We start from the raw sequence: 26577 nt of genomic DNA on the forward strand, positions 1-26577 counted from the left end.
AGTAGGTCATCGTCAAGATTCATTTCGCAAAACCCCTATCTGCACATGCAGGTAGGGGTTTTGTCTTTGTGGGCAAAAAAGGAGATGGCACCGGCTTCGCCGGTGTTCGCGGGTAAACCCGCTCCTACAGGGTTCGCGGGTAAACCCGCTCCTACGGGGAAGGGGGCAACGCCAGGCAGGGGCGCACACTCTCCAGGCCACCAACGTCACCTCCCCTATGGATCGGGAGTGCCACGCTGCGGATGGCACCGCGTTGAAGTGCCCGCTCCCACAGCCTGATGGCATTCGGCCGTTTCATGTGCGCGTGATATCGTTCCCCTCTCAGCCATCAGCGCCTCCAGAGACCTTCCGATGCCCCACACCGCCCATCTCCACCCAGGCTTCATGATCGTCCACGGCAACCGCCTCGACGACCTGCGTAGCCTGGTAGTGAGCTGGATGCGTCGCTACCCGCTGGCGCCTCTGGAAAACGAAATTGCCCTGGTGCAAAGCAATGGCATCGCCCAATGGCTGAAGCTGGCCCTGGCTGAAGATCCGCTGGAAGATGACCAAGGCGGCTGCGGCATCGCCGCTGCCATCGATGTGCAACTGCCCGGTAGCTTTATGTGGCAGCTCTACCGCAGCGTGCTTGGCCGTAGCGAAATTCCCGAAGTGTCTCTTCTCGACAAGGCACCACTGACCTGGCGGCTGATGCGTCTGTTGCCAGCGCTCATCGAGCGTCCGCATTTCGAGCCACTGCGGCGCTTCCTCACCGACGACAGTGACTTGCGCAAGCGCTACCAGCTAGCCGAGCGCCTGGCCGACCTGTTCGACCAGTACCAGGTCTACCGTGCCGATTGGCTCAAGGACTGGGCCAGTGGCGAGCACGTCATCAACACGGCCCGCGGCGAGCGCAAAGTACTGCCGCCAGGCAACCGCTGGCAAGCCGAGTTGTGGCGAGCATTACTGGAGGATGTTGGCGAGCAAGGCATGGCGCAGAGCCGCGCCGGAGTACACCAACGTTTCATCGAGCGCATCAACAGCCTGGAGCAGGCGCCTGCAGGGCTGCCACCGAGGGTGATCGTGTTCGGTATCTCTTCGCTGCCGGCCCAGGCCCTGGAAGCGCTGGCAGGCCTGTCGCGTTTCAGTCAGGTATTGCTGTGCGTACACAACCCATGCCGCCACCACTGGGCCGATATCGTCGCCGACAAGGACCTGTTGCGCCACCAGTACAAACGCCAGCAACGCAAGCAAGGCATGCCCCTGCAATTGGACGACCAGACGCTGCACCAGCATGCCCACCCATTGCTGGCAGCCTGGGGTAAACAAGGCCGCGACTACATCAACCTGCTCGACAGCTATGATGACCCAGGCAGCTACCAGGGCGTGTTCAGCGACGGCCGCATCGACCTGTTCAGCGACGGTTCGCCCACCACGCTGCTAAACGAACTGCAGGACGACATCCTGGAGTTGCGCCCGCTCGCCGAGAGCCGCGAACGGTGGCCGCCAGTCGACACCACAAAAGACCGCTCGATCCGCTTCCATGTTGCGCACAGCCCGCAACGTGAAGTGGAGATCCTCCACGACCAGCTGTTGGCCCGCTTCAGCGCCGACCCGACTTTGCGCCCGCGCGACGTAATCGTCATGCTGCCGGACATCGACACTTACGCGCCGCATATCCGCGCCGTCTTCGGCCAGTTGCAGCGCAACGACCCGCGCTACATCCCGTTCACCCTGACAGACCAGGGCCAGCGTGGTCGCGAGCCTTTGCTGATCGCGCTTGAGCACCTGCTCAAACTGCCTGACAGCCGCTTCGCGGTCAGCGAAGTGCTCGACCTGCTGGACGTGCCGGCAGTCCGCGCCCGCTTCGGCATCCGCGAAAACGATCTGCCCACGCTGCACCGCTGGATCGAGGGCGCTGGCATCCGTTGGGGCCTTGACGCCGCGCAGCGGGCGAGCCTGGGCTTGCCCGCCGGGCTCGAACAGAACAGTTGGCGTTTCGGCTTGCGCCGCATGCTGTTGGGTTATGCCGTGGGGGTGGGTGAGGCCTGTGATGGTATTGAGCCCTACGATGAAATCGGTGGCCTGGACGCGGCACTGATCGGCCCGCTGGTCGCGTTGCTGGATGCGCTCGAAGTCGCCTGCCAGGCCTTGTCCGAGCCTGCCACCGTCAGCCAGTGGGGCGAGCGACTGCATGCCTTGCTGCACGTGTTCTTCCTCGCCGAGGACGAGGGTGATGAGTTCCTGTTGATGCAGTTGCAGGATTTGCGTGATAGCTGGCTTGAGGTGTGCGAGACCGTCGGCCTGCACGACCCGCTACCGCTTACCGTGGTGCGTGAAGCCTGGTTGTCGGGCCTTGATCAGGGCAAGCTGTCACAACGTTTCCTCGCCGGCTCGGTCAACTTCTGCACACTCATGCCCATGCGCGCGATCCCGTTCAGGGTGGTCTGCCTGCTGGGCATGAACGATGGCGATTATCCGCGTGCGCAGCCACCGCTGGACTTCGACCTGATGGCCAGCGACTATCGCCCCGGCGACCGCTCACGCCGCGAAGACGACCGTTACCTGTTGCTTGAAGCGCTACTGTCCGCACGTGACCAACTGTATGTCAGCTGGGTCGGGCGCAGTATTCGCGACAATAGCGAACGCCCGGCCTCGGTGCTGATCGGCCAGTTGCGCGATCACATCGCTGCGGGCTGGCATTTGGCCGACGCGCAGCAGGGCCAGCCCGCGAAACCGGGCGAGCAACTGTTGCACGCACTGACCCAGGAGCACCCGCTGCAGCCGTTCAGCCCTCGGTACTTCCAGAAGGGCAGCCCATTGTTCAGCTATGCCCATGAATGGCAGGTGCTGCACCAGCAAGGTGAGGCAGACGAGCAGAGCGAGCCGGGCCTGCCGCCTTATCAGGACGCTGAAGCCCTGAGTTTGCACCAGCTGAATGACTTCTTGCGCCACCCGGTACGGCACTTCTTCAGCCAGCGCTTGAAGGTGTACTTTGAGGCGCTGGAAGCGCCGACCCCGGACGAGGAACCCTTCGTCCTCGATACCCTGCAACGCTACGGCGCCAGTGAAAGCCTGCTTGGCGCCGCCTTGGCCGAACCAGACAACGCCGAACAGGCCTTGCGCGCCCAGGCCCGACGCCTGCAGGCCTGCGGTTTGCTGCCGCTAGCAGGTTTCGGCGAACTGCTGCAAAACGAGTTGATCGAACCGCTGCCGGACCTGCTGCAACGTCACCAGCAATTGCTGCAACGCTGGCCACAGCTGGTCGAGGGCGCTTTGCCGGTGCATTTCGAGCACGGTCAGCACCGTCTGGAGGGCTGGCTGGGCCGGGTGTTCCAGGCGGAAGATCAGAGCCTTCTCAGCATCACCACAGTACCCAACACTATCAGTGCCGGGCGCAACAACCTGAAGTGGCACCGCCTTATCGCGCCCTGGGCTACGCACCTGGCGGCCTGTGCAGCGGGCTACCCCTATAACAGTGCATTGGTAGCCAGTGACCTGACCCTGTTGCTTGCACCGCTGCCGCAAGCGCTGGCCGCGCAACTGCTGGGCGACCTACTGGTGGCCCGTCAGGCGGCAATGAATGCGCCGTTGCCAGTCGCGGCCAAGACCGCGTTCGCCTGGTTGGCCCAGGACGATGCCGATAAAGCCATGGCCGCAGCAGCTCGCGCCTACGAAGGCGACGAACGCACCAGTTTTGGCGAACGGAGTGAAAGCATTGCCTTGGCCCGCCAGTTCCGGGACTTTGCAGCACTCACTGCTGACGAAACGTTTGAAGGCTGGTGCGAAACCTTGTATCGCCCGTTGTTCACCGCCCCTTGGCAGACCTTGGGCAAACCGGAGAAAGGCGCATGACCCAGGACCGTCCTCTGGCACTGAGTTTCCCCCTGCACGGTAGCCAGCTGATCGAGGCCAGCGCCGGCACGGGCAAGACCTTCACCATTTCGGCGCTGTACCTGCGCCTGATCCTCGGTCACGGTGGCGAACAGGGCTTCGAGCGCGAGCTGCTGCCACCGCAGATCCTTGTGGTGACCTTCACCGACGCCGCGACCAAAGAGCTGCGCGAGCGTATCCGCGCCCGCCTGGCTGAAGCCGCACGGTTCTTCCGTGGCGAGCTGGAAGGCGCCGATCCGCTGTTGCACCAACTGCGTGACGATTACCCACAAGAGACTTGGCCGCGTTGCGCCGGCCGGTTGGAAATCGCCGTGCAGTGGATGGACGAGGCTGCGGTATCGACCATCCATGGCTGGTGCCAGCGCATGCTGCGCGAGCATGCCTTCGACAGCGGCAGCCTGTTCACCCAGACCCTGGAAACCGACCACAGCGAGTTGTTGGGCCAGGTCATGCGCGATTACTGGCGGCGCTTCTGCTATGGGATGCAAGGTGACGCACTGGCCTGGGTGCGCGGCAACTGGGGGAGTCCAGACGCCTTGCTGCCGCGCATTCGCCCACTGTTCGGCCGTGTGCGCGCCCAGCAGGATGGGCCAGAGCCCGCCGCATTGATCCAGGCATCGCTGCAGCAACGTGGTGCACAGTTGGCCCGGATCAAGGCGCCATGGGCACAGTGGGCCGAGGAACTGCGGCAAATCTGCCGCGATGCGCTGGCCGCCAAACAGGTCGACGGCCGCAAGATGCAAGCCCGTTACTTCGAGCCCTGGTTCGACAAGCTCTGCGCTTGGGCCAGCGATGAGCAACTGGTAGAGCTCGACTTGGGCACCGGCTTTACCCGGCTGACCCCGGCGGGCATGGCCGAGGCCTGGAAGGGAGAACCTCCCGAGCACCCAGCCCTCAACGCCATGCAGCACTTGCAGCAACAACTGCAGGCCCTGGACAGCCCGGATGCCCCTCTGCTCGAGCACGCGGCCAGTTGGGTATCGGCACGTTTCGAAGTGGAGAAGCGCCGGCGTGCAGAAATGGGCTTCGACGACATGCTCGTGCGCTTGCAGCACGCACTCGCCAGCGAGGCCGGCGAGCGCCTGGCCAGTCTGATTCGTGAGCAGTTCCCGGTAGCGCTGATTGACGAATTCCAGGACACCGACCCGGTTCAGTACGGCATTTTCGAGCGCATCTACCAGATCAGTGAAAACCGCGCCGAAACCGGTCTGTTCATGATCGGGGACCCCAAACAGGCGATCTACGCCTTCCGCGGTGCCGACATCTACACCTACCTTGCGGCGCGGCGCGCCACCAGCGGCCGTCTGCACAGCCTGGACACCAATTACCGCTCCAGCAAAGCCATGGTGGCGGCGGTCAACCAGGTGTTCCTGCAGGCCGAGGCGCGTGAAGCGGGGCGGGGTGCATTCCTGTTCCGCGAGGCCGATGACAACCCGCTGCCATTCATCGAGGTGCGCGCCAAGGGGCGTGGCGAACAGCTGCTGATTGACGGTGAAGTCAGTGCAGCCCTGCAATGCTGGCAGCTGGAAAGTGAAGAGCCAGTCTCCAGCAGTGTTTACCGCCAGCAACTGGCCGCCAGTTGCGCCAGCCATATTGTCGCCTTGCTCAATGGCGGCCAGCAGGGCACGGCGGGTTTCCAGAATGCCGAAGGCGAATTGCGCGCCTGCTTGCCCTCGGACATTGCCATCCTGGTGCGCGATGGCCATGAGGCGCAGATGGTCCGCGCCGAACTGGCCGCACGCGAGGTGCGCAGCGTCTACCTGTCCGACAAGGACTCGGTGTTTGCCGCCCAGGAAGCCCACGACCTGCTGGCCTGGCTGAAGGCCTGCGCCGAGCCTGACTCGGAGCGCCTGCTCAAGGCTGCTCTGGCCAGCCTTACACTGGGCCTGTCGCTGGCTGCGCTGGACCGGCTTAACCAGGACGAGCGGGTCTGGGAAAGCTGGGTGATACGTTTTCGCCTGTACCGCGACACCTGGCAGCGCCAGGGGGTGTTGCCGATGTTGCGTCACCTGCTGCATGACTTCCAGCTACCGCGTACGCTGATTCGCCGCAGTGATGGCGAGCGGGTGCTGACCAACCTGCTGCACCTGGCCGAGCTGCTGCAGCAGGCCGCTGGCGAGCTGGACGGCGAACAGGCGCTTATCCGCCACCTGGCCGAGCACCTGGCCAGTTCCGGTCAGGCCGGTGAAGAGCAGATCCTGCGCCTGGAGAGCGACGAACAGTTGGTCAAGGTGGTGACCATCCACAAGTCCAAGGGCCTGGAATATCCCTTGGTATACCTGCCATTCATCTGCACCAGCAAACCGGTGGATGGTAGCCGTCTACCGCTGGCCTGGCATGACAGCGAAGGTAACGCCCACCTCACCCTCACACCTGACGAGGAGCAGATCGAGCGCGCTGACGACGAGCGCCTGGCCGAAGACCTGCGCCTGCTCTACGTGGCCCTGACCCGTGCCCAGCATGCATGCTGGCTGGGTGTCGCCGACCTCAAGCGCGGTAATCAGAAGAGCTCGCAGCTGCATCGCTCGGCGTTTGGCTACCTGCTGGGGGGCGGCCTGGCCCTGGCTGGCTCGGCGCAGCTGACGGACTGGTTGCAGACGTTGGCGGCGAAGTGCCCGCACATCACTTGCCCAGGCCTGCCGCAGGCGGATGAGCAGATATATCGCATGCCACACGCCGAGCGTGAACTGCTGCCGGCACGCAGGCCACGCCATGCGGCTGCCGAGCACTGGTGGATCGCTTCGTACAGTGCCCTTCGTGTCGGCGATCAGACCCTCGGCGCCGACAGCTCGCAGGCCCAGCAACTGCTGGATGACGAGGTGCCCGATGCCCAGGTGTTGCGCGAGGTCCCCGCCGACAGCGGCGATATCCATCGCTTCCCGCGGGGGCCTAACCCCGGCACCTTCCTCCATGGTTTGCTGGAGTGGGCAGGCCGTGAGGGCTTCAGCGAGGTCAGCGGTAACCCTCAGCTGATCGAGCGTACCGTTGGCCAGCGCTGCAATCGCCGTGACTGGGCCGGCTGGATCCCCACCCTGAGCCACTGGATGCAACGTTTGCTGGGCGAGGCGTTGCCGCTGCCGGGCAGCGACCAGAGCGTAACGCTGGGCCAGCTGCGTCATTACCAGATCGAAATGGAATTCTGGTTCGCCAGCCACCGGGTCGACGCAGAACAACTCGATCGCCTGGTGGCACGCCACACCCACCCCGGTCTGGCGCGCCCAGCTGCGCAGCCGACTGTGCTAAACGGCATGTTCAAAGGGTTCATCGACCTGGCGTTCGAGCTGGACGGGCGTTACTACGTGACCGACTACAAGTCCAACTGGCTGGGTGCGGACATCCAGGCCTACGATGCCATGGCCATGGAAAAGGCGATTCTTGAGCACCGCTACGACCTGCAGTATGTGCTGTACCTGCTGGCCCTGCACCGCCAGTTGCGCGCGCGGCTGGCGGACTACGATTATGACCGCCATGTTGGCGGCGCCCTGTTCATCTTCCTGCGCGGTGCCAGCAGCAGCGGCCACGGCGTGTACCACGCCAAGCCACCGCGTGAGCTGATCGAAAGCCTCGATGCACTGTTCCGTGGTGAGCACGCGCCAGTACAGCAGGACCTGTTTGCCGGAGTTGCGCCATGAGCCGAAGCCTTGTCGACCTGTTGCCCACCCCGTTGCACGCAGAGCACCTGCTGGCGCTGGCACCGCAGCACAACAGCGCTGATTTGCTGCAATTACTCGACCGCTGGGTTGAGCGGGGCTGGCTACGTGCCCTGGACCGCGCGTTCGTGTCGTTCCTGGAAGAGCGTGCCCCCGGCAGTGATCCCTTACTATTGCTGGCAGCGGCGCTGGCCAGCCACCAACTGGGGCACGGACATGTCTGCCTCGACCTGCAACAAACCTTGGCCGAGCCGGATTTCGCCCTGTCGTTGCCGCCGGAAGGTGACGCCCTTATCGGCCCTTTGCTACTGCCATCGCAACTGCTGGCCAACCTTGACTTGAATGCCTGGCTTCAGCGCATCATCGCCAGCCCGCTGGTGGCCGCAGGTGATACGCCTGGCCAGCAGGCGCGGCCACTGGTACGCAGTGGCGAGCGCCTTTACCTGCGCCGTTACTGGCGTTACGAGCGGCGCATTGACCATGCCCTGCGCCAGCGCCTGAGTCAGGCCGAAGCACCGCCTGCGGACCTGCCAGAGCGCCTGGCGCAACTGTTCGAGGGCGGCGCGCCAGCTGGCCAGGTGGACTGGCAGAAGCTTGCCTGCGCCTTGGCCACCCGGGCCGGTTTCAGCATCATCACGGGTGGCCCCGGCACCGGCAAGACGACCACCGTGGTGCGCCTGCTGGCGTTGCTGCAGGCGCCGGCAGTGGAGCAGGGTAGGCCACTGCGCATCCGCCTGGCTGCACCGACCGGCAAGGCCGCTGCGCGCCTGACCGAATCCATTGGCCAGCAAGTCGAGCGCCTGCAAGTCAGCGCCGAAGTACGCGGGCAAATCCCCACTGAAGTCAGCACCGTGCATCGTCTGCTCGGAAGCCGCCCGGGCTCGCGGCACTTCCGCCACCACGCTGGCAACCCGTTGCCGTTGGATGTGCTGGTGGTCGATGAGGCGTCGATGATCGACCTGGAAATGATGGCCAACCTGCTCGATGCCTTGCCGCCGCGGGCGCGTCTGGTGCTGCTGGGCGACAAGGACCAGTTGGCCTCGGTCGAGGCCGGCGCGGTACTGGGTGACCTGTGCCGGGATGCTGAGGAGGGCTTTTACTCGCCGGCGACTGCAGCGTGGCTTCAGCAGGTCAGTGGCGAGTCGCTGGCCGGCAGTGGCCTCAAGGCCGGCGATGAGCAGCGCCACCCGTTGGCTCAGCAAGTGGTGATGCTGCGGTTTTCACGGCGTTTCGGTGAAGGCAGCGGTATTGGCCAGTTGGCCAGACTGGTCAATCGTCAGGATGCTCACGCGGCGCGCAACCTGCTGGCCGCGCCGCCTGCTGACGTGCACAGCCTGTCGCTCAAGCACGAGCAGGATCGTGCTTTTGACCGCCTGTTACTGGACGGTCTGAACCGCGGTACCGATGGACCGCACGGCTACCGCAGCTACCTGCGCACCCTTGGGCGTTACCGGCCAGCACTTGATACCGCCTTTGACGACCCCGCCTGGGAGCAATGGGCGGGCAAGGTGTTGCGCAGTTTCGAGGATTTCCAGTTGCTGTGCGCGGTGCGCCGGGGCGCCTGGGGGGTCGAAGGCCTGAATGAACGGGTGGCGCGGGTGCTGCACAATGCCGGTCTGATCGACAGCCAGCAACCTTGGTACGAAGGGCGCCCGGTGCTGGTGACCCGCAACGACTACGGTCTGGGCCTGATGAATGGTGACATCGGTATAGCCCTGCGCTTGCCGGATGAGCAGGGCCAGCCGCTGCTGCGTGTGGCCTTCCCGCGCAACGACGGCAGTGGTGGTGTGCGGTTCGTTCTGCCGAGCCGGCTCAACGAAGTGGAAACGGTATTCGCCATGACCGTGCACAAGTCCCAGGGCTCGGAGTTCAGCCACACTGCCCTGGTGCTGCCGGATGCGCTCAACCCGGTGCTGACCAAGGAACTGGTGTACACCGGCATCACTCGGGCCAAGCACTGCTTCAGCCTGGTCGAGCCACGCCAAGGCATTTTCGAAGAAGCGGTGGCGCGCAAAGTACGGCGTATTTCCGGGTTGATGCTCGAGCAGGTCTAGGGCCATGACACCCATTACACGTGGCTGCAGGCTCATACAATAAAGCGGCCATGTGCTATCGTTGCGCCGATATCGGAAGGGGCTTAAAGGGATTTCCCACATGAACGTGGCCGCAAGGCGAGTGACAAGCTGTGCGCTTTCGCTATTGCTGGCGGTCCTGTTCCTTTCTGCAGGCGCTGCCCGGGCAGACTCCGGCAAAACCGCCGCCCAGGCACAGCAACGCGCCAAGGCAGTCACCCAGGTAGTACTGGGTATCTTCAGTTACGCCCGCTGGCCCGTCGAACCCTCTCCTTTGCGCCTGTGCCTGGTCGGCCCGACCGAGTACGCCGACGATCTCATCAAGGGCCATGTCCAGGAGTCCGGCCGGCCGCTGCAGGTGCGGCGCTTGCTGGCAGAAGACACCCAGATCGCCCAGGCCTGCGATGCCCTCTACATTGGCAAGCTTGACCAGGGCCAGCGGGATCGGCTGTTCCAGCGTATCGGCGGCCACCCGGTGCTGAGCATCAGCGAGGCGGATGACCCCTGCACGGTCGGCAGCCTGTTCTGCCTGCGGGTCAGCGACCAGCAGGTGGCCTTTGAAGTCAATCTCGACTCGGTGGCACGCTCTGGCGTGCGTATTCACCCCAGCGTGCTGCAGTTGTCGCGGCGCCGGGGGGGGCAGCCATGAAACCGACCCGCAAGCGTACGGTGCGCCCGACCCTGCGCTCGGTGCTGGGCCGTGGTCACCTTAGCGTCGCCTTGCTTGCTGTTGGCCTGGCGGGTATCTCCCTCACCCTGCTGGGCGTGCTCGCCCTGCGTGTCTATGCCAACCATAACCTGCAGTTGATCGCCCGCTCGATCAATTACACGGTAGAGGCGGCGGTGGTGTTCGATGACAGCGCCGCTGCCAATGAGTCGCTGGCGTTGATTGCCAGTACCGAAGAAGTGGCCGAGGCCAAGGTCTTCAACAACGAGGGCGAGCAACTGGCGCACTGGCAACGCGACAATACCGGCATGCTCGCGCAGCTGGAGGTGCAGGTTGCCAGCGCCTTGCTGGATGAGCCGGTCATTCTGCCGATCGTGCACCAGCAACAGCAGGTCGGGCACATCGAGCTGGCAGGCCAGGGCAGGAGCCTGTTGCTGTTCCTGCTCAGTGGCTTGGCCGGTATCCTGTTCTGCACGGTCCTCAGCGCCTTGGCTGCCCAGTATCTGTCGCGGCGCCTGCTCAGCGATATCACCCGCCCGCTGCGCGGCCTGGCCAGTGTCGCCCATGCCGCCCGCCGCGAGCGCAGCTTCGACCGGCGCGTACCAGAAGCGCCGATTGCCGAGCTGAACGAGCTGGGTAATGACTTCAATGCTCTGCTGGATGAACTGGAGGTGTGGCATAGCCACCTGCAGAGCGAAAACCAGACCCTTGCCCATCAGGCCAGCCACGATAGCCTGACCGGCTTGCCCAACCGCGCCTTCTTTGAAGGGCGCCTGAGCCGCAGCGTGCGGAATGCGGCGAGTCAGCAGGACCACCTGGCACTGCTGTTCCTCGACAGCGACCACTTCAAGCAGATCAACGACACCCTTGGCCACGCCGTGGGTGACGAGGTGTTGATCAGCGTGGCCGAACGTGTGCGCGCCCAACTGCGCGAGCACGATCTGGTGGCGCGCCTGGGGGGCGACGAGTTTGCCGTGCTGTTGACGCCTTTGCATACGCGCAAGGACGCCGAACACATTGCCGAGAAGATCGTTGCCAGCATGAAGCTGCCGGTGCAACTGGACAGCGGCCGCAGTATCTCCACCTCGCTGAGTGTCGGTATTGCCTATTACCCGGATGACGGCGCTGACCCCGCCAGTCTTCTCAATGCCGCCGATGCGGCAATGTACCAGGCCAAGCGCGAACGCCGTGGCCATTGGCAACTGGCGCAGACGGAACGGTCCGCCAACGAAATCAGGAACAGGAGTTGAACCCGTGATGCACGCTTTACGTTTTCCGCTTTGGGCCTTGTTGCTCGCCATGCTGGCGCTGACGGGTTGCCAGAGCGCGCCCCCGAAAGGCCTTACCCCAGAACAGATTGCCGTGCTCAAGCGCGAAGGTTTCACCCCGACCGATGAAGGTTGGGCCTACGACTTGTCTGGCAAAGTGTTGTTCGGCAGCGATCTGGACAGCCTCAATGGCCAGAGCCAGGCGATTGTCGAGCGCATCGGCAAGGCGCTGCTCGGCGTTGGTATCCAGGGCGTGCGGGTGGACGGGCATGCCGACTCGTCGGGCAAGGCGGCGTATAACCAGCAGCTGTCCGAGCGCCGCGCGCAAAGCGTGACCAAGGCGCTGGTGGGGATTGGCATGCAGGCGCAGAACATTCAGAGCCGTGGCCTGGGCAGCAGCCAGCCGGTGGCGGACAACCGCACCAGCGCTGGGCGTACCGAGAACCGTCGGGTGTCCATCGTGGTAGCGTCCTACTGATCGTCGCCGCTCGGGCAGTCACATATATATCCTGTGGGAACAGTCAACGCGCTGTCTGGCACCGGCTTCGCCGGTGTTCGCGGGCAAGCCCGCTCCCACAGGGTCTGTGCTTGACTTTGGAAATGCGCAGCCCCATGAGTCACATATCCCCTGTGGGAGCGGGCGTGCCCGCGAAGCAGGCAACGCGCTGTCTGGCACCGGCTTCGCCGGTGTTCGCGGGCAAGCCCGCTCCTACAGGGGCTGTGTTGGCTTCGGAAATGCGCAGGCCCATCAGTCCTGGGCAAAGCGCATCTCGCGGGTTTGCCCCATCAACAACGGCGCATTCGCCTCGGTCACCGACCGGATGTAATCCCACAGCAAGGTAATCCGCTTCAGCTTGCGCAAATCCTCCCGGCAATACATCCAGAACTGCCGCGTCACCTCGATCTCCTCCGGCAACACCGTGACCAATCGCGGGTCCTGCGCGGCGAGGAAGCACGGCAATATCGCCAGCCCACGCCCCTGCAGCGCTGCCGTGTACTGCGCGATCACGCTGGTACTGCGCAAATGTGCGCTGGCGTTGGGGATCAGGTTGGCCAGGTACAGCAGCTCGGAGCTGAACGCCAGGTCATCCACGTAACTGATGAAGGGGTGTTTGGCCAGGTCCGTCACCTGGCGGATCGGCGCGTGGCTGTCCAGGTAGCCCTGGGTGGCATACAGCCGCAGGCGGTAATCGCACAGCTTGCAGCACACATAAGGCCCATGCTCGGGCCGCTCCAGCGCGATGACGATGTCCGCTTCACGCTTGGACAGGCTGATGAAGTGCGGCAGCGGCAGGATGTCCACCGAAATCGCCGGGTAGGCGTCGACGAAGTGGCTTAGCTGCGGCGTGATGAAAAAGCTGCCAAAGCCCTCCGTGCAGCCCATGCGCACATGGCCCGACAACGCCACCCCCGACCCGGACACCTGCTCGCACGCCATGTGCAGTGTGCTCTCGATCGATTCGGCATAGCCCAGCAGGCGCTGGCCCTCGGCGGTCAGCACAAAGCCGTTGGTGCGCGACTTTTCGAACAGCAAGGTGCCCAGCGCACCCTCCAGCGAGCTGATGCGTCGCGACACGGTGGTGTAGTCCACGCTCAGCCGTTTGGCGGCACTGCTGGCCTTGCGGGTGCGAGCCACTTCGAGGAAGAACTTCAAATCGTCCCAGTTGAGCGCGCTCAGGGATGTGAGGTCTTTTTGCATGATGATCCGGTTTTTTTGTGCGTTCTTGTTGGATGTTTGCACATCTATACTCGAAACAAGCCTCAGGACGCCACCCCGCGTTTGCCCGGCGCTGGCGATCTCGTCCCGACAACAATTCCAAGGAGAACGCAGATGAACGCACCGCAATCCCCTAACAGCACCAAGGTCGAGCAGGTCAAGCTGCTGATCGACGGCCAGTGGGTCGAGTCCAAAACCACCGAATGGCGTGACATCGTCAACCCGGCCACCCAAGAGGTGCTGGCGCGCGTACCGTTCGCCACCGTCGAGGAAGTCGATGCAGCCGTGGCCGCTGCTCACCGCGCTTTCCAGACATGGCGTAACACCCCGATCGGCGCGCGCATGCGCATCATGCTTAAGCTGCAGGCGCTGATCCGCGAACACACCAAACGCATTGCCCAGGTGCTCAGCGCCGAGCAGGGCAAAACCCTGGCCGACGCTGAAGGCGATATCTTCCGCGGCCTGGAAGTGGTCGAGCACGCGGCGTCCATTGGCACCCTGCAGATGGGCGAATTTGCCGAGAACGTCGCCGGCGGTGTCGATACCTACACCCTGCGCCAGCCGATCGGCGTATGCGCTGGCATCACCCCGTTCAACTTCCCGGCAATGATCCCGCTGTGGATGTTCCCTATGGCCATTGTCTGCGGCAACACGTTCGTGCTCAAACCGTCCGAGCAGGACCCGCTGTCGACCATGCTACTGGTCGAGCTGGCGCTGGAAGCCGGCGTACCGGCCGGTGTGCTGAACGTGGTGCACGGCGGTAAGCAGGTGGTGGATGCCATTTGCACCCACCAGGACATCAAGGCGATTTCCTTCGTGGGCTCTACTGAAGTCGGCACGCACGTTTACAACCTTGGCAGCCAGCATGGCAAGCGTGTGCAGTCAATGATGGGCGCCAAGAACCACGCGGTGGTGTTGCCTGATGCCAACCGCACACAAACCATCAATGCGCTGGTGGGTGCTGCCTTCGGCGCGGCGGGCCAGCGCTGCATGGCGACCTCGGTGGCGGTGTTGGTGGGCAAGGCCCGCGAATGGTTGCCGGATATCAAGGAGGCTGCCAGCAAGCTCAAGGTCAATGCTGGCTGTGAGCCGGGCACCGACGTTGGCCCGGTGGTATCCAAGCGTGCCAAGGAACGTGTGCTGGGCCTGATCGAAAGCGGTATCAAGGAAGGCGCCAAGCTGGAACTTGACGGCCGTGACGTCAAGGTGCCGGGCTACGAGCAAGGCAACTTCGTCGGCCCAACCCTGTTCTCGGGCGTGAAGACCGACATGCAGGTGTATACCCAGGAAATCTTCGGCCCGGTGCTGGTGACCCTGGAAGTCGATACGCTCGACGAGGCCATCGCCCTGGTCAACGCCAACCCGTTCGGCAACGGCACCGGCCTGTTCACCCAGAGCGGCGCTGCGGCCCGCAAGTTCCAGAGCGAAATCGATATTGGCCAGGTCGGCATCAACATCCCGATCCCGGTACCCGTACCGTTCTTCAGCTTCACCGGCTCGCGGGGTTCCAAACTCGGTGACCTCGGGCCGTACGGCAAGCAAGTGGTGCAGTTCTACACTCAGACCAAGACCGTCACTGCTCGCTGGTTCGATGACAACAGCGTCAACGACGGTGTGAACACCACCATTAGCCTGCGCTAAGGAGTACGTCATGCGTATCGCATTCATCGGCCTGGGCAACATGGGCGCGCCCATGGCCCGCAACCTGATCAAGGCCGGGCATCAGCTGAACCTGTTCGACCTGAACAAGGCCGTGCTGGCCGAGCTGGCAGAACTGGGCGGGCAGATCAGCCCCTCGCCCAAGGACGCGGCGGCCAACAGCGAGCTGGTGATCACCATGCTGCCGGCCGCAGCCCATGTGCGCAGCGTGTACTTGAGCGAGGACGGCGTACTGGCCGGCATTCGCCCTGGCACGCCGACCGTTGACTGCAGCACCATCGACCCGCAGACCGCACGTGATGTGTCCAAGGCCGCAGCGGCAAAGGGTGTGGACATGGGGGATGCGCCGGTTTCCGGTGGTACTGGCGGCGCGGCGGCCGGCACCCTGACGTTCATGGTCGGCGCCAGTACCGAGTTGTTCGCCAGCCTCAAGCCGGTACTGGAGCAGATGGGCCGCAACATCGTGCACTGCGGGGAAGTCGGTACCGGCCAGATCGCCAAGATCTGCAATAACCTGCTGCTAGGCATTTCGATGATCGGCGTGTCCGAGGCCATGGCCCTGGGGAACGCGCTGGGTATCGATACCAAGGTGCTGGCTGGCATCATCAATAGTTCGACCGGGCGCTGCTGGAGCTCGGACACCTACAACCCGTGGCCGGGCATCATCGAAACCGCACCGGCATCGCGTGGCTACACCGGTGGCTTTGGCGCCGAACTCATGCTCAAGGACCTCGGGCTGGCTACCGAGGCGGCACGACAGGCACACCAACCGGTGATTCTAGGTGCCGTGGCCCAGCAGTTGTACCAGGCCATGAGCCTGCGAGGCGAGGGTGGCAAGGACTTCTCGGCCATCGTCGAGGGTTATCGCAAGAAGGATTGATGCAAGAGGTGGACTTCATCGCGGGCCAGGTGGCCTTCCCTCTGTAACTGCGCACCAGAGGGAAGGGCGTCTGCTCCGCGATTTTTTTGTCCACGCTTACAGGTAGTGCGCGGCCGTTGTAGGCGCGGGTTCACCCGCGAATGCTGCAGAAGCCTCACCGCCGCATTCGCAGCTAAATCCGCGCCTGCAGGTCAGGCGAAGACGAAATACTTACGGACAGTCTCGACCACTTCCCACGTACCTTTCATGCCCGGTTCGATCACGAACACATCACCCGCCTTCAGGTGCTTGGGCTCTTCGCCTTCCGGGGTGATGATGCAATAGCCATCGAGGAAGTGGCAGAACTCCCATTTATCGTAGTTGACCTCGAACTTGCCCGGGGTGCAGATCCAGGTGCCCATGATCTTGCTGCCGTCGGCCGACAGGTAGGCATTGAGGTTGACGGTGTGCGGATCGCCGCCGATGCGCTTCCACTTGGTGGCGTCCACGACCGGCGTCGGGCAGGTTTCGCGCAGGACGGTGATGAAATCGGACATGGCACAACTCCTGGTGACTGGCTGAATGACGGGTCACCATAGGCCCAACGGCCGCGCAGCAGTTGCCTGGGCTCGACGTCCAGGTGTCTGGTCGCGCTATGGCAGGCGGTTTACCTCGACAGTGATGTGCGCCAACTCTTCGTGCACGGCCAGGGCCTGGCGCACGCCGTCGGCATTCAGTGTGGCCTGGGTGGCCAGGCCAAGAATGCAGGCGTACTGGTCCCTGCCCACCCGCCAGACATGCAGGTCGGTGATACTGGCCGGCGCCGGCAATTGCGCGACCACTTCGCGGATTTCCGCCACAACCGGGGCGTCCATCTCGGCGTCCAGTAACACTCGCCCGGTATCGCGCAGCAGGCCACGGGCCCACAGCGCGACCAGCAGCGCACCGACGAGGCCCATCGCTGGGTCGAGCCAACTGGCGCCCCAGAACTTGCCGGCCAGCAAGGCAGCAATGGCCAGCACCGAAGTGGCGGCATCAGCCATCACATGCAGGTAGGCCGAGCGCAGGTTTAGGTCGTGGTGATGGTGATGGTGATGATCGTGGCTGTGAGGGTGATGGTCATGATGATGGTCATCGCGTAGCAGCCAGGCGCAGACGAGGTTGACGGCGAGGCCCGCCACGGCAATCAAGATCGCCTCGTCATAGTGGATCTGTCCCGGCACCAACAGCCGTTCCACCGACTGGAACGCCATCAGTCCGGCCACGCCCAGCAATAGCAATGCGCTGGAGTAGCCGCCGAGAATTTCGATCTTCCAGGTGCCGAAGGCAAAGCGCCGGTCACCTGCATAGCGCCGAGCGGCAGCGTAGGCCAGCAAGGACAGGCCAAGTGCCAGGGCGTGGGAGCTCATGTGCCAGCCGTCGGCCAGCAGCGCCATGGAGTTGAAGTACCAGCCTCCGGCAACCTCCGCCACCATCATCACTGTGGTCAGCCAAACCGCCAGGCGGGTTTTGCGCTCAGCGCCCAGGTTGCTGGTGTGGAACTGGTGGCTGTGCTGCCAGCGGTCTGAGGTTTGTGTCGCCATGGTTTATCATGCTCCCGGAAGATCGAGAAAAATACTATACCCCAGTATACCTAGCATGGCGTGAAACCCAATGGCACATACCCTGAAGAGCAAGAAGCAGCTGTTGACCCGGGTGCGCAAGATCAAAGGCCAAGCCGCCGCCCTGGAGACGGCGCTGGAGCAGGACAAGGACTGCCTGGCGATCCTCCAGCAGATCGCTGCCGTGCGCGGCGCGGTGAACGGGCTGATGGCCGAGGTGATGGAAGGGCACATCCGCGATCACCTCGTGGCGGACGGCCTGAGTGCCGAGGAACGGCAGGACGAGGCAGACAAGGTGGCAGCGTTGCTGCGTTCTTATCTGAAGTAGGAGGTCGCCGTACCCTTTCACGAATACCCCAGGGGGGTATCAATACCTTCACGGTCCGAGCGGTACGCGAACGCGTTTGTGGAAGCAGGCGTGCCAGCGAAGGCTGTCAGTGGGTAAGGGTGGATACCAGTCCGGCGGCATAGCCTGGTAATGCCGCGAAATCCCGCGCGCACACCAGCAGCCGGCGGTTGGCCCATGGCTCCTGCAGCGCCACCCAGTGCAACGGCAGCATCCCTTGCCAGCGCTGCACCGCTGCCAGCGGCACCACCCCGATTCCGGCCCCGCCCGCGACCATGCGGATCACCCCATCAAACCCCTCTGCTCGTACCCGAACCTGCATGCGCTGCCCCTCGTGCAGCGCTTGCTCTTCCAGGTACAACCCCAGTGCACTGCCGGCCCCCAGGCCGACATAGCCATGGGCCAGGCTGTCGACGAAACTTGGCGCCAGCGCACTGGCCAGTGGGTGGCCCTGTGGCGTCACTAGCACCAGCGGGTCGTCTCGAAACGGCCGGGTCTGCAGGTGCTCGCTGGGGGCGGCTGTGGACACGATGCCCAGGTCGGCCATGCCTTGGGTGATTGCCTGCACGATGCGCAAACTTGGCAGCTCTTGCACATCCACGCTGACTCCAGGGTTTTCAGCCAGGTAGCTGGCCAGCAGTTCGGGCAGGTATTCGGTCAGCGCTGCGGTGTTGCACAGCAGGCGCACCTGGCCTTGCTGCCCTTGCGCGTACAGGCCCAGATCGAACTGCAGGCGTTCGACCTGCTGCGTTATCAGCCGTGCATGCTGCAACAGTGCCTGGCCAGCCGGCGTTGGTTGTACGCCACGGCGGTTACGTTCCAGCAAGGGAATGCCCAGCGATGCTTCCATGGCGCGGATGCGCGCACTGGCTGCTGGCAGTGACAGATGGCTGCGGCTGGCGCCGGCGGTGATGTTGCCGCACTCCAGGGTGTGCTGAAACAGCTTGAGGTCGATCAGGTCGAAATGCATGTGGCTCTGTCCTGGCAAGAGGCTGGCTGAGTATATGGCAGATTCTCACGTCGCCCGGGGCACGGCATCATCGGCCCATGACTACCTTGCTCGCGTTTTACCAGAACATTGGCCCGGCACTGTCGTTGCTGATTGTACTGACCTTCCTGCTGGCGGGCGCAGTGAAGGGGGTCATCGGCCTGGGCCTGCCCACCATTGCCATGGGCCTGTTGGGCCTGGCTATGCCACCGGCGCAGGCTGCCGCGTTGTTGATCGTGCCCTCGACACTCACCAACCTGTGGCAGCTGGCCAGCGGCGGGCATCTGCGGGGGTTGTTGGTCCGCCTGGGGCCAATGCTGGCATTGATCTTTGTCGGCACCTTGCTGGGCAGCGCCTGGCTGGGAATCAACAGTGGCCCCTGGGCTGTGCACGCGCTGGGGGCCGCCTTGCTGGTCTACGCGTTGTATGGAGTGGTCGGCCCGGGCCTGCAGGTGGGCCCGGGACACGAGCGCTGGCTGGGACCGCTTTGCGGGCTGGTCACGGGTGTGGTCACGGCGTCGACCGGAGTGTTCGTGATGCCAGCGGTACCTTACCTGCAGAGCCTGGGCTTGAGCCGCGAACAGTTGATCCAGGCCCTGGGCCTGTCGTTTACGGTGTCGACCCTGGCCTTGGCCCTAGGCCTGGCCGGGCAGGATGCCTTGGGGGGCCAGGCGTTGGGGGCGTCGCTGCTGATGCTGGCGCCGGCTTTGCTCGGCATGCTGGCGGGCCAGTGGCTGCGTCAGCGGATCAGCGCGCTGCTGTTCAAGCGTTGCTTTTTCATCGGGTTGGCCGCACTCGGCGTCCATCTGCTGATCAACGGCTAGCGGACGAAGCGCTGAGCATGTCGACCCTCTGGATATCGAAATCGCGCTCCAGGTAATCCATGCGTTTTTCGAAGAAGGCAGCCATGTGCGGGAGGGCCGAGTGCACGTCCAGCGCGGCCTTGTCGGCCCACACTTCGAAGAACACAAACAGGCTCGGGTCCTGCTGGTCGCGCAGCATGTGGTATTCGATGCAGCCGGGTTCCTGGCGGCTTGGCTCGACGTAGGGACGGAACAGGTTTTCGAACGCATCAGCCATTTCCGGGCGGGTCTTGGCTTTGAGGATAAAGGCGAACGGCTCACTCATGGGGCGCTACTCGGTGATGGGGGGTGACGCTATTCTACGGCAATAATGTATTGCTCATTCGTGACTTCTGGTCAATTGTATTTTGCCCCGTCACCGCTGTATCCCGCCCCCGCGAGCCTCTAACCTGCCGGCATCAATTTTTGACTCGGTCGTGGAGGCCAGCATGAAAAAGATCCTTCTGCTCAATGGTGGTAAACAGTTCGCTCACTCCGAAGGCCGCCTCAACGCGACCTTGCACGAAGCGGCCATCGCTCACCTGGACCGCGCCGGCTTCGATGTGCGCCAGACGTTCATCGATGGCGGCTACGATGCCCAGGAAGAGGTGGAGAAATTCCTCTGGGCCGATGTGGTGATCTATCAGATGCCCGGCTGGTGGATGGGCGCGCCTTGGACCGTCAAGAAGTACATCGACGACGTGTTCACTGCCGGCCACGGCAGCCTGTATGCCAATGATGGCCGTACCCGTTCGGACCACTCGCAGAAATACGGCAGCGGTGGTTTGGTGCACGGCAAGCAATACATGTTGTCGCTGACCTGGAATGCGCCGCAGCAGGCGTTCGATGACCCCAGCGATTTCTTTGAAGGCAAGGGGGTGGATGCCGTGTACTTCCCGTTCCACAAGGCCAACCAGTTCCTGGGTATGACCGGCCTGCCGACCTTCCTGGCTGTGGATGTGATGAAGCGCCCGGATGTGCCGGCGGCGTTGGCAGCTTATGAGGCCCATCTGGACAAGGTGTTTGGCAAGGCACAGTAATTTTTTGCCTGGACTGGCCTTGCCGCGGGCTTGCCCACTCCCACNAGGTTTCAAGGACTTTGCAGTATTTGTGGGAGCGGGCAAGCCCGCGAAGAGGCCCGTTCAGGCGCCGCTGGACTTGGCCTCGACAAGCGGTTATCTAATCCTTGCACAGACCAACCACAGGCCCTGATGTGAAAACCCGATCTGAAGAACTCCAGGTATTCGTCGCCGTCATCGACTGCGGCTCGATTTCCGCTGCTGCCGAGCAGATGGGCCAGACCCCGTCTGCCGTCAGCCGCACCCTGTCGCGCCTGGAGGGCAAGCTGGGCACCACGCTGGTCAACCGCACCACCCGGCGCATGGACCTTACCGAAGAGGGGCGCTACTTTCTTGAGCGCTCGCGGCTGATCCTGCAGCAGATGGACGAGATGGAAGAGCGTCTGTCGATGAACCGCCAGACCCCGACCGGGCGATTGCGCATCAATGCCGCTGCGCCGTTCATGCTGCATGCCATCCTGCCGTGGATTGGCGAGTTCCGCCGCCAGTACCCGGGCATCGAACTGGAGCTCAACACCGACGACCTGATCATCGACCTGCTGGAGCAGAGCACTGATGTGGCGATCCGCATCGGAGAGCTGGCCGACTCCAGCCTGCACGCGCGCAGCCTGGGTTGTAGTCCGGTGCAGGTGCTGGCCAGTCCGGCCTACCTGGAGCAGCACGGCACGCCACGGCAGGTCGAGGAGCTGGCCAACCACTGTCTGCTCGGCTTCAGCCAACCGGAGTCGCTCAATCATTGGCCGCTACGTCACGCTCAGGGCGATCGCTGGAGCATCCGCCCGGCGTTGGTTGCTTCCAGCGGCGAAACCCTGCGCCAGCTGGCGTTGGCCGGGGAGGGCATCGTCAGCCTGTCGCACTTCATGACCCACGAAGATATCCGCACAGGGCGCCTACAGGTGCTGCTGAGCGAGGCCAACAATGGCTACCGTCAGCCGATCCACGCGGTGTATTACCGCAACACCCAGTTGGCACTGCGCATCCAGTGCTTCCTGGATTTCATCCAGCGCAAGCTGGCGATGTACGCCTGCTGAGTTGCCTGATCGCGACAAATCCTGTCCACAGGCGGCGAAACTTCCGACGGTTGATTGCACAGTCGAAGCGCTTCGGCCTTACTGACTGCTCAACAAAAACAACACCAAGGAAGTGTCATGCGTATTGTCCCTTTCCAGTATCTGGCTCTCGCAGCCGCGATCCTGAGCTGTTCCTCAGTTTACGCCGCCACCCTGGAGGGCGGCGCGGTGGCCGCCCCCGATCAATATGGTGCACAGGTGGCCGCCGATATTCTGAAAAAGGGCGGCAACGCGGTGGACGCGGCAGTAGCGACCGCCTTCACCCTGGCGGTGACTTACCCAGAGGCCGGTAATATCGGCGGTGGCGGCTTCATGACCCTGTTTGTCGATGGCAAGCCTTACTTCCTCGACTACCGCGAAGTCGCGCCCAAGGCCGCCACGCGCAACATGTACCTGGACGACAAGGGCGAGGTCATCGAGAACCTCAGCCTGGTCGGGGCACGCGCCGCAGGCGTACCCGGTACGGTAATGGGCCTGTGGGAGGCGCACCAGAAGTTCGGCAAGCTGCCCTGGAGCGAGTTGCTGACCCCGGCCATCGGCTATGCGAAAAATGGCTTCAAGGTGGCGGAAAAGCAGTACCAGTACCGCAACGATGCCCAAGGCATGTTCAAGACGGCGACCAACTTCAACGATTACTTCGGCAACATGAAGGTCGGCGAGCTGTTCAAGCAGCCGGAAATGGCCCAGACCCTGGAGCGTATAGCCGACAAGGGCGTGAGCGAGTTCTATCAAGGCAAGACCGCCGATTTGCTGGTGGCGCAGATGCAGGCTGACAAAGGCCTGATTACCAAAGATGACCTCAAGGATTACAAGGCGGTATGGCGTGAACCGATGGCCGTGAGCTGGCGTGGCAATGTGGTGTATACCGCGCCACCGCCGAGCTCGGGCGGTGTGGCGCTGGCCCAGTTGCTGGGCATCAAGGAAGACCGCGCGGCCGACTTTAAAGGTGTGGCGCATAACTCGGCGCAGTACATCCACCTGCTGGCCGAGATCGAGAAGCGGGTGTTCGCCGACCGCGCCGATTACCTGGGCGACCCGGCCTTCACCAAGGTGCCGGTGGACCAGCTGGTGGCCAAGGATTACCTGGCCAAGCGCGCAGCCCAGGTCAACCCGAAGGCCATTTCCGACACCGACAAGGTCAAGCCGGGCCTTGAACCGCACCAGACCACGCATTTCTCGATCGTCGACAAGCAGGGCAACGCGGTCAGCAATACCTACACCCTCAACCTCGACTATGGCAGTGGTGTGGTGGTGAAGGGCGCTGGTTTCCTGCTCAACGACGAGATGGATGATTTCAGCGCCAAACCGGGGGCGGCGAACGCCTTTGGCGTGGTCGGTGGTGATGCCAACGCGATCGAACCAGGCAAGCGCATGCTGTCGTCGATGAGTCCCAGCCTGATGACCCGCGATGGCAAGGTCGAGCTGGTTATCGGTACCCCGGGTGGTTCACGGATCTTTACCTCGATCTTCCAGGTGATGAACAACCTGTACGACTACGGCATGCCGCTGGACAAGGCGGTGGCGGCGCAGCGCGTGCACCATCAGTTGCTGCCCAAGGACACCATTTACTTCGACAGCTATGCGCCACTGACCGGGCCGGTAGCTGATGAGCTGAAGAAGATGGGCTATGTGCTGGAGGACCAGGGCTGGGAGATGGGCGACATCCAGGCGATCCGCGTCGATGGGGCGAAGCTTGAGACCGCTTCCGACCCACGTGGGCGTGGGGTAGGGATGATCGTCAAGTAGTACCTGTCAGAACGCCGGGAGGGCTTTGCCCTCCTATCGCGACACAAGGCCGCTCCCACGAGGACCTGCGTTGGGGCCTTGTGTCGCGAAAGGGCCGCAAAGCGGCCCCAGGTTCCAAAGGTCAGACGCGGAACTGGCTGACCAGTGTCTGCAACTGCCCACCCAACCGCGCCAGCTCCACACTCGACGCTGCCGTCTCGTCACTGGCTGCTGCGGTTTGCTCTGACACATCACGCACATTCAGGATGCTTCGGCTGATCTCTTCAGCCACCGCACTCTGCTGCTCTGCCGCCGCAGCAATCTGCTGGTTCATCGACTGGATGCTCGATACCGTACTGGTAATACTCTCCAGCGATGACCCGGCCTTTCGCGCCAGTTCAACGCTGCTGTCGGTCAGGGTACGGCTGCCCTGCATGGCATTCGCCACTTGCTGGGTACCGTGCTGCAGGCTGGCAATCAGCTCTTCGATCTCTTCGGTAGACTTCTGCGTGCGCTGGGCCAGGCCGCGCACTTCGTCGGCAACCACGGCAAAGCCACGGCCTGCCTCGCCGGCACGCGCTGCCTCGATCGCTGCGTTGAGCGCCAGCAGGTTGGTCTGTTCGGCCACCGACTTGATCACGTCCATCACGCTACCAATTTTCTGGCTTTCCTGCTGCAGCAGGTTCATGGCCTCGGTGGAGCGGTGCATGTCTTCGGCCAGGCGTTCGATCTGGCCAATCGCTTCGCCCACCACGCGGTCGCCGGCACGGGCTTCGTCATCGGCACCTGTAGCTGCATGTGAGGCCTGCTCGGCATTGCGCGCCACTTCCTGAACGGTCGCGGCCATTTCGTGCATGGCGGTGGCCACCTGGTCGGTCTCGACTTTCTGGCTGTTGGCGCCCGCGCTGGTCTGTTCGGTGACTGCCGACAGCTCTTCGGCGGCGCTGGCAATCTGGGTGACGCCATCGCGGATGCCGCTGATCAGCTCGCGCAGGGTGGTGCCCATGCGCGCGATGCCTTGCTGCAGCACGCCCAGTTCGTCACGGCGGGTGACGCGCATGTGCTGGGTAAGGTCGCCACTGGCGATTTTTTCCACGGCCACCAGGGTGTCTTGCAACGGGCGGGTGATCTGGCGGGTGATCAGCACCGCCGCCAGTACGCCGACCAGCAGCGCCAGCAGTGTGGCGATGGCCTGCAGGCTGCGGGCCTGGGTACTCTCGATGTCACGGCGCTCTAGCTGGATCTGGTACAGCGCGTCACTGCGCTTGACGATGTCGGCGCCCTGCACGGTCATTTCGGCGCGCGAGGTGGTGATGTTGGCAACCGCGTCGCGGAACTGGCGTACGGCGTCACGATAGGCCAGTACCGCGTTTTCGAACTGTTGCAGGCGCGTATCTGCGCTGGGCAGCTGGCGCTTGAGATTGTCGGTATCGGCCAGTGCTGCATCCAGCTGGCGCAAGGCGGCCTGCTCGTTGGCGCTGCTGTTCTCGGCGATGTAGCCACGCACATCGATGCGTACCTGCAGCAGCTGCTGGCGGGCCTTGCTGATCAGCTGGTACTGGGCCAGGCGCACGCTGTCAGCCTCGGGGCGAGCCATCACCTCCTGGCTGAGCGCATCCATGGCCTGGTCGGCGCGAATGGCCGAGCTGTCCATGGAAACGCGCGCTGCGCGGGTGGCGTCGTAGCCCTGGCGCATCTTGTTCAGCGACAGCTTGTAGGCACTGATGGTATCGCCCAGCTCACCCAGCAGCTTGACGTTCTCCGGGCTTTTGAAGGTGGTGGCCAGGTAGGCCTGCTGCTTGCTGAATGCGTCCAGCTTGGCCAGGGTGTTGGCGGCGGCGGTATCGTCGCCGTTGGCGATCATGTACTGCAGGCGCGCAATGCGCAGATCGGTGAGGTCCTTGTTCAGCTGGCCAATATCGCCCATCCAGTTGCTACGGTCGATCAGGCTGCCCAGGCTGGTCCAGCCGGTGAGGGCTAGCAGGCCAGTGAGAACCAGCACCAGGCCGAAGCCCAGGCCGAGTTTAAGGTTGACGCTGATGTTGGCGAACCAGCTGTTCATGCACGCTCTCCAGAAGTTGATTTCGCTCTCTTGATCTTCGATCGCCAGGCGTTGTTGTTCTGGATGCCCGCTGATTCGTGCAGGGGTTATCGGCCATGATTGGGGAAGCTGAAACGCTTTTTCAGCAAAATGTCAGCAAGCGGTCTCACGCGGTCCCTGTTGCACCGGGTATCAGAGAGTGCGTGCACTGAAGGTGTCGCAGCGGTTCACTTCACCTTCGGCAAACCCGGCCTTGAACCAGCGCATCCGCTGCGCCGAGGTACCGTGGGTGAACGAGTCTGGCACTACGCGCCCGCGGCTTTGCTGCTGCAGGCGGTCGTCGCCGATTGCATTGGCCGCATTCAGCGCTTCCTCGACATCGCCTGGCTCCAGCCAGTTCAGGCGTTTCTGCGCCTGGTAGGCCCATACCCCGGCCAGACAGTCGGCCTGCAACTCCTGGCGCACCAACAGGCCGTTGTCGCCCTCCATGCGCTGGCCGGCGCGTCGTGCGGCGTCGACCTTGGCCGAAACGCCCAGCAGTGTCTGCACATGGTGACCGATTTCATGGGCGATCACGTAGGCCTGGGCGAAGTCGCCAGCTGCAGCGAAGCGGGTTTCCATTTCACGGAAGAACGACATGTCCAGGTACACCCGCTGGTCCGCCGGGCAATAGAACGGCCCAACCGCTGCCGAGGCAAATCCGCAGGCCGAATTGACCTGGCCGCTGAACAGGACCAGTTTGGGGTCACGGTATTGTTTGCCGGCCTCGGCGAACAGGGCTTTCCAGGTGTCTTCGGTGTCACCCAGAACCGAGGCGACGAACTCGGCTTGCTGGTCGTTGGCCGGTGGCGCCTTGCCGCCCGCACCACTGGGCGCTGTCTGCTGTTGTTGCTGCTCCATCTGCCCGGCAAGCTGGCCAAGAATCTGCAACGGGTCCTGCCCGGTGAGCCAGCCGATGCCGACGATCAGCAGGATTGCCCCAAGCCCCAGCCCCTTGCCGCCGCCGAAACGCATGCCGCCGCCGCCACCTTCGCCTCGGGCATCGACCACGTTGTCGCTGCGTCGGCCTTTTCGCCATTCCATGAATGCTCTCCGAGCGTGAAACAAGAAGACAAAGATT

Annotated in this window: 20 protein-coding genes; 13 read left to right on the plus strand and 7 right to left on the minus strand. The window is 63.4% G+C overall.

The window, feature by feature from the left end; translation table 11 throughout:
- Window positions 1–351 precede the first annotated feature (351 nt).
- The 6 genes from recC (at window position 352) to ACTJJN_RS12155 (ending at window position 12008) form a co-directional block, all read left to right on the plus strand.
- Entirely contained in the window at window positions 352–3834 is a 3483-nt protein-coding gene (gene recC, locus ACTJJN_RS12130) for an exodeoxyribonuclease V subunit gamma (protein ID WP_440781281.1), read from the plus strand.
- Window positions 3831–7505, plus strand: coding sequence for an exodeoxyribonuclease V subunit beta (recB, locus tag ACTJJN_RS12135; protein WP_440781282.1), 3675 nt, complete (start codon window positions 3831–3833; stop codon window positions 7503–7505). The genes recC and recB overlap by 4 nt, the downstream gene beginning before the upstream one ends.
- Window positions 7502–9577, plus strand: coding sequence for an exodeoxyribonuclease V subunit alpha (gene recD / locus ACTJJN_RS12140; RefSeq protein ID WP_012053723.1), 2076 nt, complete (start codon window positions 7502–7504; stop codon window positions 9575–9577). Before recB ends, recD begins: the two co-directional genes overlap by 4 nt.
- A 100-nt stretch (window positions 9578–9677) precedes the next feature.
- Window positions 9678–10244, plus strand: a complete 567-nt coding sequence (locus ACTJJN_RS12145) for a YfiR family protein (RefSeq protein WP_440781283.1) — start codon at window positions 9678–9680, stop codon at window positions 10242–10244.
- Window positions 10241–11512, plus strand: coding sequence for a diguanylate cyclase domain-containing protein (locus tag ACTJJN_RS12150; protein ID WP_012053721.1), 1272 nt, complete (start codon window positions 10241–10243; stop codon window positions 11510–11512). The genes ACTJJN_RS12145 and ACTJJN_RS12150 overlap by 4 nt, the downstream gene beginning before the upstream one ends.
- 4 nt (window positions 11513–11516) lie before the next feature.
- Window positions 11517–12008, plus strand: a complete 492-nt coding sequence (locus ACTJJN_RS12155) for an OmpA family protein (protein WP_041168526.1) — start codon at window positions 11517–11519, stop codon at window positions 12006–12008.
- 270 nt (window positions 12009–12278) lie between these two features.
- On the opposite strand, the gene ACTJJN_RS12160 is transcribed toward ACTJJN_RS12155, so the two are convergent.
- Complete coding sequence (locus ACTJJN_RS12160; protein WP_014859456.1) at window positions 12279–13229, minus strand: LysR family transcriptional regulator; 951 nt, start codon at window positions 13227–13229, stop codon at window positions 12279–12281.
- A 132-nt stretch (window positions 13230–13361) separates the two neighbouring features.
- Here ACTJJN_RS12160 and ACTJJN_RS12165 point away from each other — a divergent pair, with 132 nt between their 5' ends.
- Together ACTJJN_RS12165 and mmsB are read left to right on the plus strand one after the other, a co-directional pair.
- Complete coding sequence (locus tag ACTJJN_RS12165; protein WP_440781284.1) at window positions 13362–14888, plus strand: CoA-acylating methylmalonate-semialdehyde dehydrogenase; 1527 nt, start codon at window positions 13362–13364, stop codon at window positions 14886–14888.
- Window positions 14889–14898: 10 nt separating this feature from the next.
- Window positions 14899–15786 (plus strand): 3-hydroxyisobutyrate dehydrogenase, encoded by an 888-nt coding sequence (gene mmsB / locus ACTJJN_RS12170; protein WP_440781285.1) that lies wholly within the window; start codon window positions 14899–14901, stop codon window positions 15784–15786.
- Window positions 15787–15977: 191 nt separating this feature from the next.
- On the opposite strand, the gene ACTJJN_RS12175 is transcribed toward mmsB, so the two are convergent.
- Window positions 15978–16322: a cupin domain-containing protein gene (locus ACTJJN_RS12175; protein ID WP_003251579.1), complete on the minus strand. Its 345-nt coding sequence runs from the start codon at window positions 16320–16322 to the stop codon at window positions 15978–15980.
- A gap of 96 nt (window positions 16323–16418) precedes the next feature.
- Window positions 16419–17348, minus strand: coding sequence for a CDF family Co(II)/Ni(II) efflux transporter DmeF (gene dmeF / locus ACTJJN_RS12180; protein ID WP_440781286.1), 930 nt, complete (start codon window positions 17346–17348; stop codon window positions 16419–16421).
- A gap of 70 nt (window positions 17349–17418) precedes the next feature.
- Here dmeF and ACTJJN_RS12185 point away from each other — a divergent pair, with 70 nt between their 5' ends.
- Window positions 17419–17694 carry a metal/formaldehyde-sensitive transcriptional repressor gene (locus tag ACTJJN_RS12185; protein WP_003251584.1) on the plus strand — a complete coding sequence of 92 codons (276 nt, stop codon included), beginning with the start codon at window positions 17419–17421 and terminating at the stop codon, window positions 17692–17694.
- Between the two features lie 106 nt (window positions 17695–17800).
- Here ACTJJN_RS12185 and ACTJJN_RS12190 read toward each other — a convergent pair whose 3' ends face one another.
- Window positions 17801–18682, minus strand: coding sequence for a LysR substrate-binding domain-containing protein (locus ACTJJN_RS12190; RefSeq protein ID WP_324736940.1), 882 nt, complete (start codon window positions 18680–18682; stop codon window positions 17801–17803).
- Window positions 18683–18759: 77 nt separating this feature from the next.
- Here ACTJJN_RS12190 and ACTJJN_RS12195 point away from each other — a divergent pair, with 77 nt between their 5' ends.
- Entirely contained in the window at window positions 18760–19524 is a 765-nt protein-coding gene (locus ACTJJN_RS12195) for a sulfite exporter TauE/SafE family protein (protein WP_440781287.1), read from the plus strand.
- Here ACTJJN_RS12195 and ACTJJN_RS12200 read toward each other — a convergent pair.
- Complete coding sequence (locus ACTJJN_RS12200; RefSeq protein WP_003251589.1) at window positions 19514–19828, minus strand: putative quinol monooxygenase; 315 nt, start codon at window positions 19826–19828, stop codon at window positions 19514–19516. The two genes, ACTJJN_RS12195 and ACTJJN_RS12200, sit on opposite strands and share 11 nt — an antisense overlap.
- A gap of 163 nt (window positions 19829–19991) precedes the next feature.
- On the opposite strand from ACTJJN_RS12200, the gene ACTJJN_RS12205 reads away from it, so the two are divergent.
- The 3 genes from ACTJJN_RS12205 (at window position 19992) to ggt (ending at window position 23437) form a co-directional block, all read left to right on the plus strand.
- On the plus strand, window positions 19992–20582 hold the full coding sequence (locus ACTJJN_RS12205) for an NAD(P)H-dependent oxidoreductase (protein WP_012053714.1): 591 nt from the start codon (window positions 19992–19994) through the stop codon (window positions 20580–20582).
- 173 nt (window positions 20583–20755) lie between these two features.
- Complete coding sequence (locus tag ACTJJN_RS12210) at window positions 20756–21652, plus strand: LysR family transcriptional regulator (protein WP_003251593.1); 897 nt, start codon at window positions 20756–20758, stop codon at window positions 21650–21652.
- A 117-nt stretch (window positions 21653–21769) separates the two neighbouring features.
- Window positions 21770–23437, plus strand: coding sequence for a gamma-glutamyltransferase (ggt, locus tag ACTJJN_RS12215; protein ID WP_012053713.1), 1668 nt, complete (start codon window positions 21770–21772; stop codon window positions 23435–23437).
- Window positions 23438–23558: 121 nt separating this feature from the next.
- On the opposite strand, the gene ACTJJN_RS12220 is transcribed toward ggt, so the two are convergent.
- Both ACTJJN_RS12220 and ypfJ read right to left on the minus strand, forming a co-directional pair.
- The gene (locus ACTJJN_RS12220; protein WP_012053712.1) at window positions 23559–25478 is read right to left on the minus strand and encodes a methyl-accepting chemotaxis protein; all 1920 of its coding nucleotides are present in this window, start codon (window positions 25476–25478) and stop codon (window positions 23559–23561) included.
- A 171-nt stretch (window positions 25479–25649) separates the two neighbouring features.
- Window positions 25650–26540 (minus strand): KPN_02809 family neutral zinc metallopeptidase, encoded by an 891-nt coding sequence (gene ypfJ, locus ACTJJN_RS12225; RefSeq protein ID WP_192907676.1) that lies wholly within the window; start codon window positions 26538–26540, stop codon window positions 25650–25652.
- Between the last annotated feature and the right edge of the window lie 37 nt (window positions 26541–26577).

It is taken from the genome of Pseudomonas sp. 22515 (assembly GCF_052044625.1).
Classification (GTDB): domain Bacteria; phylum Pseudomonadota; class Gammaproteobacteria; order Pseudomonadales; family Pseudomonadaceae; genus Aquipseudomonas; species Aquipseudomonas alloputida.